Source organism: Moorena sp. SIO3I8 (genome assembly GCF_010692325.1).
Taxonomy (GTDB): domain Bacteria; phylum Cyanobacteriota; class Cyanobacteriia; order Cyanobacteriales; family Coleofasciculaceae; genus Moorena.
In genome coordinates, this window is record NZ_JAAHHW010000006.1 from 12736 (window position 1) to 28684 (window position 15949).

At 45.2% G+C, this 15949-nt stretch carries 14 protein-coding genes; 1 reads left to right on the forward strand and 13 read right to left on the reverse strand.

The window, feature by feature from the left end:
• Nucleotides 1–85: 85 nt before the first annotated feature.
• Together trpD and ispF are read right to left on the reverse strand one after the other, a co-directional pair.
• Nucleotides 86–1126 (reverse strand): anthranilate phosphoribosyltransferase, encoded by a 1041-nt coding sequence (trpD, locus tag F6K51_RS04230; protein WP_293018281.1) that lies wholly within the window; start codon nucleotides 1124–1126, stop codon nucleotides 86–88.
• Between the two features lie 75 nt (nucleotides 1127–1201).
• Nucleotides 1202–1681, reverse strand: a complete 480-nt coding sequence (gene ispF / locus F6K51_RS04235; protein WP_293018283.1) for a 2-C-methyl-D-erythritol 2,4-cyclodiphosphate synthase — start codon at nucleotides 1679–1681, stop codon at nucleotides 1202–1204.
• Between the two features lie 237 nt (nucleotides 1682–1918).
• Between ispF and F6K51_RS04240 the strand changes: the two genes are divergently transcribed.
• Complete coding sequence (locus F6K51_RS04240) at nucleotides 1919–2428, forward strand: hypothetical protein (protein WP_293018285.1); 510 nt, start codon at nucleotides 1919–1921, stop codon at nucleotides 2426–2428.
• A 237-nt stretch (nucleotides 2429–2665) separates the two neighbouring features.
• On the opposite strand, the gene F6K51_RS04245 is transcribed toward F6K51_RS04240, so the two are convergent.
• The 11 genes from F6K51_RS04245 to F6K51_RS04295 form a co-directional block, all read right to left on the reverse strand.
• Nucleotides 2666–4180: a glycosyltransferase family 39 protein gene (locus tag F6K51_RS04245; RefSeq protein WP_293018287.1), complete on the reverse strand. Its 1515-nt coding sequence runs from the start codon at nucleotides 4178–4180 to the stop codon at nucleotides 2666–2668.
• A gap of 12 nt (nucleotides 4181–4192) precedes the next feature.
• Nucleotides 4193–5779, reverse strand: coding sequence for a glycosyltransferase family 39 protein (locus F6K51_RS04250; protein WP_293018289.1), 1587 nt, complete (start codon nucleotides 5777–5779; stop codon nucleotides 4193–4195).
• Nucleotides 5780–6014: 235 nt separating this feature from the next.
• Nucleotides 6015–6584, reverse strand: a complete 570-nt coding sequence (locus tag F6K51_RS04255) for a metal-dependent hydrolase (protein ID WP_293018291.1) — start codon at nucleotides 6582–6584, stop codon at nucleotides 6015–6017.
• A 277-nt stretch (nucleotides 6585–6861) separates the two neighbouring features.
• Entirely contained in the window at nucleotides 6862–7827 is a 966-nt protein-coding gene (locus F6K51_RS04260; RefSeq protein WP_293018293.1) for a lysylphosphatidylglycerol synthase transmembrane domain-containing protein, read from the reverse strand.
• Between the two features lie 11 nt (nucleotides 7828–7838).
• On the reverse strand, nucleotides 7839–9191 hold the full coding sequence (locus F6K51_RS04265) for a hypothetical protein (RefSeq protein WP_293018295.1): 1353 nt from the start codon (nucleotides 9189–9191) through the stop codon (nucleotides 7839–7841).
• A gap of 85 nt (nucleotides 9192–9276) precedes the next feature.
• Nucleotides 9277–10071 (reverse strand): acyltransferase, encoded by a 795-nt coding sequence (locus tag F6K51_RS04270; RefSeq protein ID WP_293018297.1) that lies wholly within the window; start codon nucleotides 10069–10071, stop codon nucleotides 9277–9279.
• Nucleotides 10064–11092 carry a lysylphosphatidylglycerol synthase transmembrane domain-containing protein gene (locus F6K51_RS04275; protein ID WP_293018299.1) on the reverse strand — a complete coding sequence of 343 codons (1029 nt, stop codon included), beginning with the start codon at nucleotides 11090–11092 and terminating at the stop codon, nucleotides 10064–10066. The genes F6K51_RS04270 and F6K51_RS04275 overlap by 8 nt, the downstream gene beginning before the upstream one ends.
• A gap of 177 nt (nucleotides 11093–11269) precedes the next feature.
• A complete protein-coding gene (locus tag F6K51_RS04280) occupies nucleotides 11270–12700 on the reverse strand; it encodes a Coenzyme F420 hydrogenase/dehydrogenase, beta subunit C-terminal domain (protein ID WP_293018303.1) in 1431 nt (476 codons plus the stop codon).
• Between the two features lie 17 nt (nucleotides 12701–12717).
• On the reverse strand, nucleotides 12718–13923 hold the full coding sequence (locus tag F6K51_RS04285; RefSeq protein WP_293018305.1) for a polysaccharide pyruvyl transferase family protein: 1206 nt from the start codon (nucleotides 13921–13923) through the stop codon (nucleotides 12718–12720).
• Nucleotides 13924–14088: 165 nt separating this feature from the next.
• Nucleotides 14089–15111 (reverse strand): NAD(P)-dependent oxidoreductase, encoded by a 1023-nt coding sequence (locus F6K51_RS04290; RefSeq protein WP_293018307.1) that lies wholly within the window; start codon nucleotides 15109–15111, stop codon nucleotides 14089–14091.
• An 81-nt stretch (nucleotides 15112–15192) separates the two neighbouring features.
• A complete protein-coding gene (locus F6K51_RS04295) occupies nucleotides 15193–15921 on the reverse strand; it encodes a class I SAM-dependent methyltransferase (RefSeq protein WP_293018309.1) in 729 nt (242 codons plus the stop codon).
• Nucleotides 15922–15949 lie beyond the last annotated feature (28 nt).

Consider the following 15949-nt stretch of genomic DNA (forward strand, 5'->3'; position numbering starts at 1 on the left):
TAACTTCGGATCTCGACATTGGGTAGCACCCTCAGCCATTAATCCCAGGTTACCCTGACAAGTCAGACCTGGGGCTGCTGGTGAGTTAAGCTAAAAACTTCACCAATTGCTCTAACTTTAACCAAGGGGCACCGCTCGCCATAACATCCTTTGCCATAGCAATCCCTGCTATATGGTCTTCGAGAGGTATAACACCGGCGACTTGAAGGGCTAATGAGGCATTTAATGCCACCACATCCTGCTGGGCTGGTGTTCCTTTACCTTGCAAAACATTCCGTAAAATTGCTCCATTTTCCGCTACATCACCGCCTCGTAGGGACTCAGTAGGAGCAGGAGTTAGACCGAGATGTTCCGGATTCAGACTCAAAAGTCGCACCTCACCCCCCGATAGCAGTGCCAAGTCAGTTTCATCTGCCAATCCCGCCTCATCTAATTTTTCCCTGCCATGGAGAACTATTGCGTTGGGAGTACCCATTAAACACAACGATTGCGCTACAGTTTCTACAAAGTTGGGAGCATAGACACCAATTACCTGACCGGTGGGACGCAAGGGATTTACCAATGGTCCTAACAAGTTAAACACTGTTCGTACTTTGAGGGTTTGCCGTAATGGTGCCACTGCTTTCATGGCTGGATGCCAACCCCGAGCAAACAGAAACGTTACCCCTACCTCATCCAGGGCTGCCTGAATCTTGTCCGGTGCTGCTGATAAATTTACTCCTAAGCCTTCGAGCACATCAGCGGAACCCACCTTACTAGAGGCAGAACGATTACCATGCTTAGCAACCAGCACTCCAGCTGCCGCCACTACAAAGGCTACTGCGGTAGAGATATTAAAGGTAGACGCGCCATCCCCACCGGTACCACAAGTATCAATGACCGGTTGCTTGTGTTCAATGGTTGTCTTCTGCAAAGACTGGGATTGTAGCACCTGAGCCATCCCTGCCAATTCGGTAGCGGATACTCCTTTAGCCTGGATAGCTGCCAAAAGTGCGCCAGATAAGACGGTGGGAATTTCTTCATTCAACCATCCCTGCATCAGTTGTGATGCCTGGTCACTGGATAACGATTGCCCATCCAACAACTGTTGCAACAAACTGGGCCAGTTAGAAGAGGTTTTAACCATTATTTATAGAAGCTGAGTATTTGATCTAGAAATGCGATCGCAATAACCATTCAATCACTATTTCCGAATTTCCGATCAATCTCCCACTAACAAGGCTACAGCATAAGCGGCAATTCCCTCCTCACGTCCTACCGGACCCAACTTTTCATTAGTGGTTGCCTTAATGCCAATTTGGTCAGGCTTCAGGTCTAGGACTACACTTAAGCGATCGCGCATGGTCTTAATATGAGGCTTAAGCTTAGGACGCTCCGCCACCACCACCGAATCAATATTGCCAATCTCCCAGCCATGGGATTGGATCAACTGATTCACCTGACTCAACAATACCAAACTATCCGCACCCGCCCATTTTTCGTCAGTTGGGGGGAAATAATGACCAATATCGCCCAAACTCAAGGCTCCCAGCATGGCGTCCATGATGGCGTGAGTCAGGACATCGGCATCACTGTGACCGACTAATCCCAATTCATGAGGAATTTCCACACCTCCGATAATCAGACGGCGACCTTTGCCCAATTTATGGATATCGTAACCGTTGCCAATCCGAATAGTCATTTTTCCCACTAAATCCCACGTTAACAGAGCAAGCGATCGAATTTTACCTGCTCTTTAAGGCTGCTGCCAAATTCTGTAAATTAGTGAGAATATACCGAGGTTTTTGGTTAAGTTTACCTATATCTTTTCGTCTTCTTAATATTAAGTTTTATTTCGAGATTGGAAATTTATGGAACCTACAGTGTATTTACGGATATCTAGAGAACAAATATCCCAAATATATGACGAGGTTCAACAATGAAAAAAATCGGTTCTACTACTCTACTCATGTTCGCTACACTCTCGGGACTTCTGTTGTTTGCTCCCCCAGTAAAAGCGGATCAAATCAGATACTGTTACAGTGTCCCTCGTTACTACGTTGAGAAGGATGCAGCTAACCATCGTGAAGCTTACGATGATGGTTATCAGGAGGGGCGACGTGATGCCAGGAGGGGTATAGCTTATGAAGAGCGCACCGCAGGGGGCGAGTTTAGCCGTGGCTATCGTCATGGATATTACGGTCGCCGCTACAGAGGTCAGCGGCGTCAGGTTGCAGACCGCCGTAACTACTACAACACCAGGGAGTGTCGTACCTACAACTATGACGATAATGAGAATATGAAAGATGTTTTGGGCAGGATTTTGCACCAATTTGAAAGGGATCTGCGTTGGGATATGAACTGGAACAATAATCCTCAACGATACGAGGAAAGGTACGAAGATAGAAGCCAGGACAGAAACTCTCAATTATATCGATATCCAAGATAGTTGTTCATTCAAGTATTTCCATAACCGAGTCACTATGGTGCTGCTACTACCTTATGAAAGCTTTGGGGAGTTGGTAGTGGTACACAATTGGTGATTTTAGCTCCTGTTACCTTTACCAGACCGTAGCCAAACCACTACATGTTTACCATTACCGATTCTAATTTGATGAAATTGCGATCGCTACAAACCAGCAATAACTACTTTTAGGCTTACTTCAATAGACAACTGCGGCGAAGTCTACTCGTCAGAGGTTTGATCTGCAGAACGTGGTTTAAGCAGAAAGATTTCTATCCCATCAATGGGTTTCTCTCGGGTTTCAATCTGAAATTGCTCTTTAACAACAGACCGAAATAGTTTCGACGACTTGACATAAACTAGCCATAAACGAGATTGGGTTGGGGGCAAACTGCTAACCCAACCTTCTATCGCTTGCTGATCGTTTTTTCTAACCGATCGCGGGAGTACATCCTTAATCTCAATACTCCCAGAGCCATGATAGTAATGATTTAATGCTACAGGTATTCTCTGACCAATGGACCAAACAATCACATCACCCGGTTGTTCTTTGGTGGCAATGGTTTCCACTAAACCACGCCAATTTTCTCGATCCAGCACGGTATAGTAACGCTTTAGCCCACCACCAACAGCAATGGCATAGATCAGGGCTATCACCAACGCACCAATACGCCATCGACGCCAAATGCCGAGCCCAGCGGCTGCTAAAAGAATAAATAGGTATGGAGCTGCTAACAGTAGGTAACGATTAACCCAAAGAGAGCGAGAGACTTGGGACACTGAAAAGAACAGAACTAAGGGTAAAAACGCCCAAGCCGCAATCCAAGCCAGCTTACCTGAGCGTGGTTTGTTGAATAGGACAACACCTAGCAAACAGGTCAACATGACAGAGTAGGCATTGTAAAACCAGTAGATGGCATTGGAATTGGCTCGACCAAAGGGCCAAGCGGTAAAGCGACCTGGCTGCATGATCACATGCAGTAAACCAGGACTAGTGCGTCCACCGAGATCACGAACTGATGTACCAGGTACTTTTACACCTCCCATAAATTTGGCGCTTTTAGTTACTAGGGGAAACACCCATGGCAACCATAAAATACCAATCAGTAACAGTCCGACCCCGAAACGGAACAAAACACGAGGTTGATTCCGATACTTCCAGCCAAACACAACTATGTCTGGGAGCAGCAGCGCTACGTTAATGGGTGTGGTGATAATTGCCAAGAATCGCAGACCAGCCCATCCTAATAGTAAAGGAGTCGTTGGACGTTCTAGGGCGTGGGTTAAGATCAGTGTGCCAGCAACACCAAAGAATGTACTCGGTGCGTACATCCGGACTTCTTGGGCATGATGGATAAACAGGGGTGAGAGGGCAACGATGAGGGCAGCAATTAAGCCAGTGGACTCTCCCATTAAGCGCCGACCAAGCCGATAGGTAACAAAAACAGTACCAATACTAAACACAACGCACAATCCCCGCAGCCAAGCATCACTACTGCTAACTATCATCCAGATCCGTAAAAGGATCTGATATAGGGGGCGTGTACTATTAAAGACTTGCTCTAGGTGCTTGGCACGATGAATACTAATGAGTTCATCAACCCATAGGCTTTCTGTACCAAGTTGATAGAGGTACAATCCAGTGGCTAATAGTAAGATTAAGGTAATGGGCATCCATGGTCGGAACCAATTTCCTCGCTCTAGGAGCGCTGCTGTTTTGTAGTTGTTGGCTTTCATGCTCTCTAATAATCAAAGCCCTAGAGCTGAGACCGATGTTGATTTGTTTTTGATATCAGTAGGATTTGGAGTATCAGTAGAATTGAGAGAATTGGGTATGACCAGAAATAGATGCATTAAATCATTTTGTCTATAAAAGTTCTCGTTAGTGAATTCTGCGTGTCTTTCCAGGTCAAAATGTTCTTTGAAAACAGTGCGAAACTTTTTTTGGTCAAAACCTGTGCCGCAAACTAGCCAGAGCCGCGAGGAAATAGGTGGCAAGTTATTTAGTGCTTCCTCTACGTCAGGCTTTTTGACTTGAGCAGAAGGACAAAGTTTCTTCAGAGAATAGATCGGGGCATCTCCATTATAGTAATGACCCAGCGCTGAGGTCATTTTTGGCGAACCTATGGATAACACGATGGTATCACCAGGTTTTTCATTCATGCTAATTGTTTGCGCTACATTTCGCCAATCTTGGCGATCCTGCACGGTGTAATAGCGTATTAGCCCACTGCTAACGGTAATGGTATAGATAATTGCTACTGCGATCGCTAAACTCCGTTTCCAACGCCACAATCCCATCAAGCCAGCGGCCAGAATAATCAAAATGTATGGGGATAAAAACAGTATGTAACGGTCTATCCATAATCGTTTAGACACTAAAAAAATCATGACTGACGGTATAAACGCCCAAGCAGCAATCCAACACAGGCGTGGTTTGTGGTTTTTGTGGATGATGGCAATACCGACCAAGGCAGCTAATAGTAGACTGTAGGCTTGATAAAACAAGCTGCTGACCTTCGATGTGGAAGGAAATGGAAAGGCAGTAAAATTCTTTAACTTACGTAAAACATCCACAAAACTCGGAAATGAGTGTCGAGTAGCCGATGCATCAATTTTGGCGATGGGATTAAGGGCCTTGCTTAGGAAGGGCAGGCTTCCAGACACTAGAGATAACAAAGATGGTAACCACAACAGGATCACCAGCAACAGCCATTTGCCGAAAGCTAATAATGTAGCCCGTTGCTTGCGAAACCGAAACCATACCAACCAGATGTCCGCGAAGAGCAGGGTGGCATTGAGTGGGGCAGTTAGGTTTACCAACAGTCGTAGGCTAGCCCACCAAGCCATTGAGGTGGTAGTAGGATTCTCAAGAGCATGCACTAGCGCTAGGGTACCACCTAGACCGAGACAAGTGCCTAGGGTGTACATACGAACCATTTGGGCAAAATTGATGAACAGCGGCGATAGAGCTAAGAGGAGGGCAGCAATCAAGCCTGTTGGCTTTCCCGCTACACGACGACCAAGCTGGTAAGTTAGAAATACACTGCCCAATCCAAACAAGACAGACAACCCCCGCAACCAAGCATCGCTGGTGCCAAACTGCATCCAGAGCCACAGGAGGATGAAATACACTGGGCGGATTAGACCCAGATGGCCTGGTAAGCCTTTGGCATCATTAACACTGTAGAGTTCATCCACCCACAGGCTCTCTGTGCCGAGTTGATAGAGGTCAAACCCAGCCGCCAATAGCAAAATTAAGGCGATGGGAATCGATTCCCAAAGCCAATCGGCTTGGATTGAGGTTTCTGTTGAATTAAGTTTTTCTGCTTTCATGGATCTGACCAACCTTATCTACAATCAGTATTAAGAACCACCGTGATCAGACGAGGGTTCATCATGGCTCAGGAAAGATGGTTGATCGCCATCAACAAAGAACGATTAACCTCTTACCAAAGTAAATTGGGACACACGGCCATATTACTTATCAGCCTTGTTTTAGTCATTTATGCAAAAGATCTATTATTGTCTCGATAACCTGATCACCTGATCACACCATCACCCTTGGCCTCTATCTGGCCAATGGTTTTCTGCCGTCAGTTTTCCCAAACCCATACCATGCCAGTCCTACCAATGGTGTAAGTACTACGATTTCCCACAGTATTCCCAAGAAATTAGGAATACTCAATATGGTGCGCACCATACCCAATTCTGGATTAAAATAATCAAATCGGGCAAAGATGGTAATAGGTGAAATAAAATACTCTAGGGAAAAAGGCCAGAGTGCCTGGACTCCGAAAGGTGCTGTTGGGTCAGCTACTAGCATATCCAAGAGAATGTGGCTGCCATAAACTAGAGCTGCCCAAATTCCCCACCGGAGCCGATTTAACCTCCAACGTCCCACTAGCCAAGCAACGAAGATGCCAATTACGGCGGCTACTATCAAGCTGTGGGTGGCCTGACGGTGAAAAGCTCCTGGATTTCCAACCAGCAGCAATCCAGGCAGAATGTCTATGTCTGGCAAATTCGTGAGCAATACTGAACCATACAACAGCCGAGTTTGCTGATGCCAAGCTACATAAGGGCGTGCCAGAACAAATCCACAAATACCGGCTAATGTGTGTCCTACTGGTGATGGCATTTTATTAATTTTAATTGGTAATTGGTAATTTTAATTGGTAATTGGTAATTTATATTTGGTAATTGGTAATTTATATTGGTAATTGGTAATTTATATTTGGTAATTGGTAATTTATATTTGGTAATTTATATTTGGTAATTGGTAATTTATATTTGGTAATTTATATTTGCTCTGACTATTGTTTATTGATCACCATTACACCTGATTACCTGATCATCCGATTACCCGATCACGACCTTACCTGATCACGACCTTACCTGATCTGAGTTAATCACCTTTACTTGCGCAAAGCGTATACAATTCCCCCCAGCAGCCCCTGAATTATCACGATTCCGTAAGCCAGCCAAGCAAAGGCAATCGCTTCGGATCTGGCAATATTGTAGCCGTAAGCCGCAAAAAAGAATACAAATGCATTCTCACGGAGACCAATCGCGTTGATCGATACAGGCAACACCATGATCAAGGAGACTAGGGGAATGATCACAAAGAAACTAAGAAGGGGAACCGGTAAATCCAGTGCCTTGGAAATTAGGTAATAATGAGCGATGACACTGATTTGCACCATCAGTGACAACCCCATAGACATACCCAAGGCATGTTTGCGGTTACCAAAGGCAAGGAAAGCTTTAATAATATTCAATACCTTGTTTTTTATGGGGTGCCAAAAGGGTAGTTTTATCTTGCTAATAACCCTTGAAATCTTCTGAGAGGGTATGAAAATCATCGAGAGTAAAAGCAGAATTGCTGCTGTACCTAGCATTACCCACAGGTGAAGTAATGGTAACTGGGCGATCAATGTCTGAGAAAAAAACAGCGCCCCGAGGCCAAACAGCATCAAACCCAGTAAACCGAGGAAACGATCCAAAAACACAGTGGCTAGTGCGACTGACTTGCTGGTTCCCAAGCGCCAGGCATCATAAGCCCTAATAGCATCCCCACCAATAGTGGAGGGCAAAAAATTACTGAAGAAAATGCTGACCATGTAGGACTTATACAAATAAGGGATCCTAGCTTTCACATTCTGAGCCAAAAGCAGTACCCGCCACCGATGAGCTCTGATGTAGTAACTGGCTAAGTAGACCACAAACGCTGCTATTAAAAGAGGAATGTTGGCAGAACTCACAGCTAGGAAAATTTCCGGCAGATTTGTCTTGCGCAACGCCCAAGACAGTAGCACTATGGAAACGCCGCATTTAATTATCGTAAGAATCAATTTTTTCCTAGCAGCTAACCTTTTTTCCATTGTTTTTTAGTTTATGGACTGTAGTAATTCCAAGTCATCTTACTGCGGCGGTACTGGTTTTGAGTCCATAGCCGTGGGCGATCAAGATTGGGATTAGCTTCGGGGTTGCTGTAAATGTGCAGCTGATTCCCATTGAGAACCATCACCTCTTCCCGCCAATCCCCAGACACATCAGCAACGTAAAGTCTCGCCGCCTGTTCTTTGAACCGATGGAGAAATTCTCCACTCAGGGCATCGAAAATTCCGACGTCTCCTGGTTTATGGCGCTCTTTGACAGCCACTAATTGCCTCGACTCTCCTGTCCAATCAATCGGGAAGATCACCTCTACACCTTTTTCTGTCCATCCCTTGGGAGCAACATCATCCATTTGATAGTTAGCAATCAGTTGACCTTGGGCATCAAATACAAAGGGTTTCTGGTGCTTCTGGTAACGGCTGCGGCACCAAACTTCTAATCCCGGTCGTTGGGGGTCAAAATCACCAATGGCAGCATTTTGTGGTTCTTGATGCTTGTAGTGGGTTTTCCAAATTACGCGATCGCGGTTATAAAGGAAAACCCGATTGCCACCCCCCTCTTCCAGAGCTACCACCTCTAATCCTGGGATGTCTGGACGCACATCAGCCACAAACAGGGAGTCAATATGACCTTTTATGGGAATTCGCACCAGTAGCTCTCCTAATGGTGATATAATCGTCCCGCCCAAAACCTCATCTTTGCCATCTCCGTCGAGATCTGCCACCCGTGCCCCATTGTGGGCATTGGCAAGGAAATCATCTCGGGTCCACAAAGGTTTAAGGTTTTCACCTTTGAGTAGGTTGTCTAGGGAATAGGCTGCTAGATAACGACCCATACGGTATCCTTCAGCATTCGTGGCCTGAAGTAGTAAATCGCGATCGCCTTTGCCCCGGAAATTGGCTACTACTAGGTGCTCCCAACCCTCTGTACCTTCTAGAGATGGGAGTTTTATAGTTTTCTGAGTCTGTCCATTGAACCCTTCAACAATATGAAGGGTATTGTCCTTGGTTAAAAACAGAACTTCTGTCTTTTGATCTCCATCTACATCAGCTGCTTGGACACCTGGTCCATGAGTTCCAGGTAGTCCGTTTTGCTCCGACTTCCCTACCACTTGAATGTTGATCTGCTTTGCCCAGAGCTTTTTTCCAGAATGATCGTGAACTGCAATATAATCTGACTTAGTGATGATAAAATCTTGTTGGCCGTCATCGTTAATATCTGTTGTAATCAGCCCACCAATACGCCTGTCTGGAGCTGGTCCACCTACAGGAATGACTAGGGGTTCAATTTGAGAATAAGCTAAACTATTAGCCTGAGTCCTTGATTTTTCCGTGCTGGACTGACTCACACATCCCAAGTTGATAAAACTGAACAATAAAAATGCTGAAAATAGACCAAAATCCCATCTGTTTTTGCGGGATTGGTATCCTAAACTAGGGTTTTTTATATTCTGTTGATCCATTTTGATAACTCTCCGCAAGCTCTACCTTGCGCCAGCTTCGTACCTGTGCTGGCACACCCATCGCGATCGCGTATGCTGGAATGTCTTTGGTTACTACTGCACCCGCACCGACTATTGCACCTGTACCAATAGTTACCCCATCCAAAACAATCACATGTGCTCCTAGCCAGACATCATCACCGATGTGTACACCACCCTTAGTTGCTAGTGGTTGTTCGACAATCGGGATATCCGTACGATCAAATTGGTGACTAACACCACCTAAATAGCAACGACCAGCGAAAATGCAGTGCTGACCAATATGGACTTCGGTAGTCGAGTCAATGCGGCACTCTGCACCAATATTGGCATGGGCACTGATAAAAATAGAGCCAGCACGGGTCTTGAGTTGAGCCGAGCGACCAATTTGCACCCCATCACTAATCTCAATCCGCTCATCTTCAAAACCCCTTACGGACAGTACTGCATAGTCATCGAGTACCACATTGCTACCCAGGTGAATACGACCCGGTGCACGCAAGGTGAGGTGATGACCGAAGAGTGCATTTTTACCCACACTACCGAATAACTGCGGGTATAAGATGCGCCGCAGCCCTAGCCCAAGAGCACCAGGGAGTTGACCTACCAGCAGCGTCAGCAGTTCATATTGTAGAAGTCGCCTCCAACTACGATCACCTAAGACTAAATCCTGATACTTTTTTATAAACGAGCTTTTACTATCAGCTGAGACAGCGCTGAAGCGAAACTGTTCATGTTTACTAGTCATCACCATTTTCTCCGTATTTGTTCGTCACTTCCATCGGTACTCCCTCACGGATGGGGCTACCATCACTGACGAACGGATAAAGTAGACTACCAATTCCAGCATGGAACAGGGTCTTTGCTCTCAACAGCAATGCCGTTGAAAATGCTAGTGCAGGGGTAGCACCTACCAACCCAAGAGTGAAGCTGTAGGCAAACTCCATCAGACCAATACCTCCAATCGAGATTGGTAAGTTCATGATAAAGAGGATAACTGGCACTGCTACGAGCATGCTGACAAAATCGATCTTGGAGCCGAAGGCAAGTGCACTAACCCAGACATTCATGACCGCTAAGAAGTAGAAGATTAGAGAATTAATTAGAGCCCCCCAGATTGCCCCTGGGTCACTCTGATAGGCCAGCACTGCTTGCCGAAATTTCTCAATCTTGACGAAGAGTTTCTGCAGCAAGGGTACACGCCTTACCAATAGCTTCTGAGTCAACCGGAATGGTCGTTGGTCAATAATCAACCAGCAGATCAATGCAATGCCTATTGACCCGATGGCAAGGCCAATAGTCAACCAGGGCAGGTTGAACAGGTGCAGGTTGACCACTACTGCCACCATTGCTAACAAGACCAGGGTGGCCAAACCAGTGAAACGTTCCACAAAGACTGAGGCTACAGCATCGGCGTAGCGTCCAGTGTAGCGCCCTAGTTGATGCATCCGGACCACATCGCCCCCAATGCTGCTTGGCAGCACCAGATTGAAGAATTGACCAACCATATAGTAAGCAAACAGCCGCCAAAGATTAACTGGCAAGCCACGAGAGCGCGAAAGCATGTACCACTTGAAGGCGCTAGATAGATTAAGCAACAGCCCAAACCCAATCGATGCCAACAAAAATGGTGGTTTGACGTGAACGAAGGTGTCTAACAAATCCCGCCGTCCGTCAGCGCTGAACAACCCTGCCTTGTGAACAACATATACTAATAGTGCAGTTGTGCCAGCAATGCGGACAAAACGTAGTGTCGAGTTTTTCGGCATTCCAAGAGCTTGTTAAAGATTTTTCATTGGTAATTTGTCATTTGTAATTAGTAATTAATAATTGGTAATTAGTAATTGGTAATTGGTTTACTATCTACTATTACCAGATTGAGGTTTTGGAGTTTTGCTCATCTATACTGATCATTAGATTTACCTTACTTACTTGATGTCAATTATTTATTGGGTATCCAAGGCAGGGTCTTGTTTTTGCCTTTTTTTTGCTTGTTTGCGTAAGCGCCGTGCAGCCTTGAAGGCTTTGTAGCGCATTTTCACTGCTGTAAACACTTCCCCAAACCGTGAGAAAAAGATGGCCAGCATCAACTGGCGCATCCATTTGCGCTTAGAGAAAATAAAGGTAGCCTGACGCAAACCCTCGTGACGGTGGTCTTCTTTAGTTGGTGGGGAAATCGGTAAATGGTACTGGGGTGCAGATATTCCCTGGGCTTCACGCCACTGGATACGCACGAAGGGAGAGACACGTTTGTCACGGTAGAGGTGATCAAAACTGGCTTCCACTTCCTGCTTACCTAAAGGCATAGCGGTAATATAGCCCGATTCACGCATCTGTTGTAAAATCTTTTGACCACGTTCCGTGCGGCACATGACCATGCTTGTACCTTCCGGGTGTAGGTACTCGCCATCCTCACCGCGCACCCAGAAGTCGGAAACTGAAATATCCGCAAACTCAGCACTATAGTCAGGACACATCAGGCAACGCTGGGGTGTATAGAGATGGTAGAGGTAATTATAGGCACCATCCTTGTAATCAAACCTGTGCAGGTCGAGGCGCTGACCGTCGAGGGTTTCGATCTGAAACTTGCCAGGGAAGTTACCACCACGATAGAAGAAGCGCTTGATCTTCTCTTGGGGAAGACGACGGTGGGATAGCAACTCAGTAGTACCTTCTTTTTCTAAGGTGCCGTGGCAAGCTAAGCCAATGGTGAAGATTTCCCGGCGTACCAAAGGCTTATAGACCTTCTCCAATTTCCGTAAACCCTCAATCTGACAGCCTACACCGACAAAGGCAAACTTGCCTTCCAGTTTTTTGACGTCACGTATGACTTTGGCATGGGGGACAACACAATACTTGGAGCCAGCCGTGGCTCGAATTTCTGCCTCGGTGCGGCAAATCACAGGTGTGGGTGTGATGGGATCATCTGGCTCATAACCCACAGTCAGGGCAGCATCAATTATCCCTTCTTTGACCATACCAATCAGCAGTTGGGAAACGAGTCCACCACCACTACCTTCTGCCTGCACCTGGGGATTGTTAGCAAAAGTCAAAAAGGCGCTCTCGTAAATGCCACCAAGCCCCTCTGGTGCCTGCTCAACGCCGAACATTTTCTTATACTGAGCAGTGTAGTCAAAGTCTATACCGGGACAAACTTTTACACAGAGTCCACAGTCAACACAGGTTTTAGTATCAATAACTGGGTATCGGTGTTCGTCAAAGGAAATGCAGTCTACAGGGCAGATGGGATCGCAAGCACCGCAACGGGTACACAGATCCTTGGGAACCACATACAATGGCTCAGTCTGCTGCTGTTTGTGAAGTGGCAAATAGCCATCTTCAGACATGCTTAATTCTGTTGCCTTCGATTTTTTCAATTTTTCCTCTCTGTTGCTCAAGCTGTAACTTGCACCTCAGATTGCTGCCTCTGGGCCAACAATTGGCTCACCAGTTCAACGCTACTGCGGGCTTTAGCTTGCTCCCGCTGCACCAGTGGTGTCATTGCCGCTCGCGTTTCATGGCGCTGTTCCCAAGCAGACTTAATTAAATTTGTCAAGGTGTTGGTGGTTAGTTCATCAAAGTTGATCAACCAGTTGTCCTGACCAATGGTTTTCATGAAGCCTGCTGTTTTAGGGTAGGAGTTAATGGCCACTACAGGGGTGAGAACTCCTGAAGCCAAAATTACGGAATGAGTCCGCATCCCCACATGGACTTCTACCCGCTGTAGCAAGCCAGCAATTTCCTGGTAGGTATAAGTAGCATTACTGATTACCCGGATGCGATCGCGCCGCTTGACATACTTCAAACTCTCGTTGGTAATCTTGGTATCCATGACTTGGGTGATGGTATACATAATCTCAATGTCTAATTCCTCAATCAGTCGGTCGAGAGTAGACCCGATTGCCTGCAAAAAGCGTTCGCGCCCAAAAGTCTTGTTATCCTTGCGCCAGTTATCGATGTAGGCATTGATATTGAAACCAATAGTGCCTTTCGGATTTTTGAAAAGCCCCTCTTTGCCTATGATCTCCTCCATGCGTTCTGTTGGTGGCGGGGTAGTGTTGATGGCGCAATCCGCATTGATGTAAACGTCCTGGTAATTCAGTTTCTGTTGGTCAAGCAGTTGCTTTGATTGCTCATCTCGCAGGATCAGCATTGGGCTAGCATCAAGAACTCTTTGCAAAGCATACTTGCCCAGTGATGTAGTAATTGGTCCTAGACTGGCGTTGTAAAGTGCGATCGCAATACCGCGTGCCTTACAAGCTGGGGCGATTAAGGAAATTGTGGAGAGATAGTTAAACAGTGGGTTGAGTAACTTGCGATCAAACAGAATGTTATCGGTTACTAGCACCAGATCAGCTTGCAACATTGCTCGGAAAGTTGGCAAACCAAAAATCTTAATAGCACCATTCCAAGGCATTAATCCAAGTGCCTTGAGATTGTGGTGGCCAAAATGGCGTTTGACGAAGCGTGGGTTGAGAGTTGGTACTATAAACAACGCATCGGGATGTGCTGCAGCAATATCATCGAGCAGATTGCCTAAAATAGCAGCATCTCCTGCATTGCGACCTGAAAAGTTACCGAGAACTGTAATTTTTTTCATTTTTTCCTCAATCACTACCAAATTATTACGTTTTCACGGGATGAACGATACAAATAGTTGTGCCAAGAAGTTAGGAATCAGAATACTAATCAGGATTTACTCATTCAACTTACTCATTCAGTATAACCAGCCAGTTTTCACTGATTGAATCCCCATTAACCCAAATCAAAGAGATATCCATCCTTGGTCAAGATACCATTGGGCTAATTCCTTTAACCCTTCTTCATCGGAATGGACAGGCACAAACCCCAGTAAATTTATCATTTTTGCTGTGTTAAAGGAGCGGTCTTTCGTATAAAATGCTAGCCGTCTTCTATAAATAGGTGGTTCTATCCCCAGGGGACGACAGATGAATTCCAAAAAATCCCCTAATGCAAACAGTGGCGCAGCTGGCAAGCTAATGAATTTAAAGGAACTTCCATAGTATTCACTAATAATAGAGACCATTTCTTTAAAGGTTATCGCCTCCTTACTTCCACAAATAAAAACTTCTCCCACTGCTTTAGGATGGGTGGCTGATAGTATAAAAAAATTGGTCAAATCATCAACATGAATTAAGTGCAGTAAGTTACTGCCATTGCCAATTATTGGTATCCACTTACGGCAAACCATTTTGAAAATTTTTAAAAACCGTTTCTCCCCAGGACCGTAGATTCCTGAGGGTCGTACCACAGTGACTGGTAAGCCTTCCTTTTTAGCAAAATCTCTGATCCACAGTTCTCCTTCTAGTTTGGTTTCTTGATATATATCTCCAGGATTCATTGGACAATTTTCATCACCAGGAGGATTTTCGACATGACCATGAACACCAATTGTTGAAACGTGAACAAAACGCTTAAAATCTGGTTCTTCTAAAGCGTATTTAGCTAGCAATTGTGTGCTTACAACGTGGACATTATAGTAGACATTGTCAGCAGATTTTGCTTCTCGAAAAGGAGTTACAATATGAAATATATAGTTAACTCCTTTTATGGCTTTCTTGATTAACTCTTCATCAAAAACATCCCCTCTAATCCATTCAATTTTAAGGTCTTTGAAAGGCTCAAGTTTAGAACTAGGACGTGCAATAGCGACGATATCTAAACCTTGTGCCACTAATTTACGTACAAGAACTGAACCTGTAAACCCTGTAGCTCCAGTCACTAAGACGCGACTGCCAGTTGGGAGTTTGAATTGAGAATCTTCCATATTCTACTTTCTGAGCTAACCTAAAAAATATTGGAATTTCACCAAGCAAGTTTATACAATTAATTTTAATCGGCATCTGGCTTAACTCTTGGTAAGCTTTAAAATTACTGGTGAACCAAACAAATTAGTCAAGCCTGATAGTCGAGCTAACTTCTCCATAAATGAAGATAAGCTAGGAGATTTCAAAGCACGATGCAGTACCATAGGCACAAAGAATTGAGGATAGCGCTCAGCTTTGCTCAGACCAATAGATTTGAAAAATTCTAGAAGCTCATGTTCCTGATAACAGATAAACTCTCGTGTATTTCCTTCCAACCCTTTCTTGAACTTAAATAGATAGGGGGCAATAGCATTGACGCTCCTCACTGTAGGATAGTCTAGGATTACTGCTTGCTTTGCTACTCGATTTAGTTCTGTTAAAAAAGACTGCCATTGAGTGACATGAGCGAGGAATCGATAGCTGATCACAACATCAAAAGCTCCATCTGGGTAAGGTAGATCCAAAACATTGCCCACCTTGAAGGAACAAAGATTAGCATCAATAAAATTATGAATCCTCCCCTTACAGACATCCGCACTACCAAGCACAGTTAGTTGATAACCATTTTGAATCAGAGCCCCTGTGAGTTGACCATGTCCTCCTCCCACATCAAGGATGGTGGCTTTAGGATAAGGAGTCAGCATTTTCAACGTAGCGTCTTCCTGGACTTTGAGTAGCCAAGCCCCAATTTCCCCGGCAAAACGGGAGGCATAATCCTCAGAAGATGTTTCGATATCGGCTGTTTCGGGAAAATCACCTGTAGAAACCACTGTTAAATTCCTTTAGTCATTTGTTTAT

Excerpts from the sequence above, each read along its gene's own strand:
- trpD (WP_293018281.1), bottom strand. The coding sequence starts at position 1,126 with ATGGTTAAAACCTCTTCTAACTGGCCCAGTTTGTTGCAACAGTTGTTG.
- ispF (WP_293018283.1), bottom strand. The coding sequence starts at position 1,681 with ATGACTATTCGGATTGGCAACGGTTACGATATCCATAAATTGGGCAAA.
- F6K51_RS04240 (WP_293018285.1), top strand. The coding sequence starts at position 1,919 with ATGAAAAAAATCGGTTCTACTACTCTACTCATGTTCGCTACACTCTCG.
- F6K51_RS04245 (WP_293018287.1), bottom strand. The coding sequence starts at position 4,180 with ATGAAAGCCAACAACTACAAAACAGCAGCGCTCCTAGAGCGAGGAAAT.
- F6K51_RS04250 (WP_293018289.1), bottom strand. The coding sequence starts at position 5,779 with ATGAAAGCAGAAAAACTTAATTCAACAGAAACCTCAATCCAAGCCGAT.
- F6K51_RS04255 (WP_293018291.1), bottom strand. The coding sequence starts at position 6,584 with ATGCCATCACCAGTAGGACACACATTAGCCGGTATTTGTGGATTTGTT.
- F6K51_RS04260 (WP_293018293.1), bottom strand. The coding sequence starts at position 7,827 with ATGGAAAAAAGGTTAGCTGCTAGGAAAAAATTGATTCTTACGATAATT.
- F6K51_RS04270 (WP_293018297.1), bottom strand. The coding sequence starts at position 10,071 with ATGACTAGTAAACATGAACAGTTTCGCTTCAGCGCTGTCTCAGCTGAT.
- F6K51_RS04275 (WP_293018299.1), bottom strand. The coding sequence starts at position 11,092 with ATGCCGAAAAACTCGACACTACGTTTTGTCCGCATTGCTGGCACAACT.
- F6K51_RS04285 (WP_293018305.1), bottom strand. The coding sequence starts at position 13,923 with ATGAAAAAAATTACAGTTCTCGGTAACTTTTCAGGTCGCAATGCAGGA.
- F6K51_RS04290 (WP_293018307.1), bottom strand. The coding sequence starts at position 15,111 with ATGGAAGATTCTCAATTCAAACTCCCAACTGGCAGTCGCGTCTTAGTG.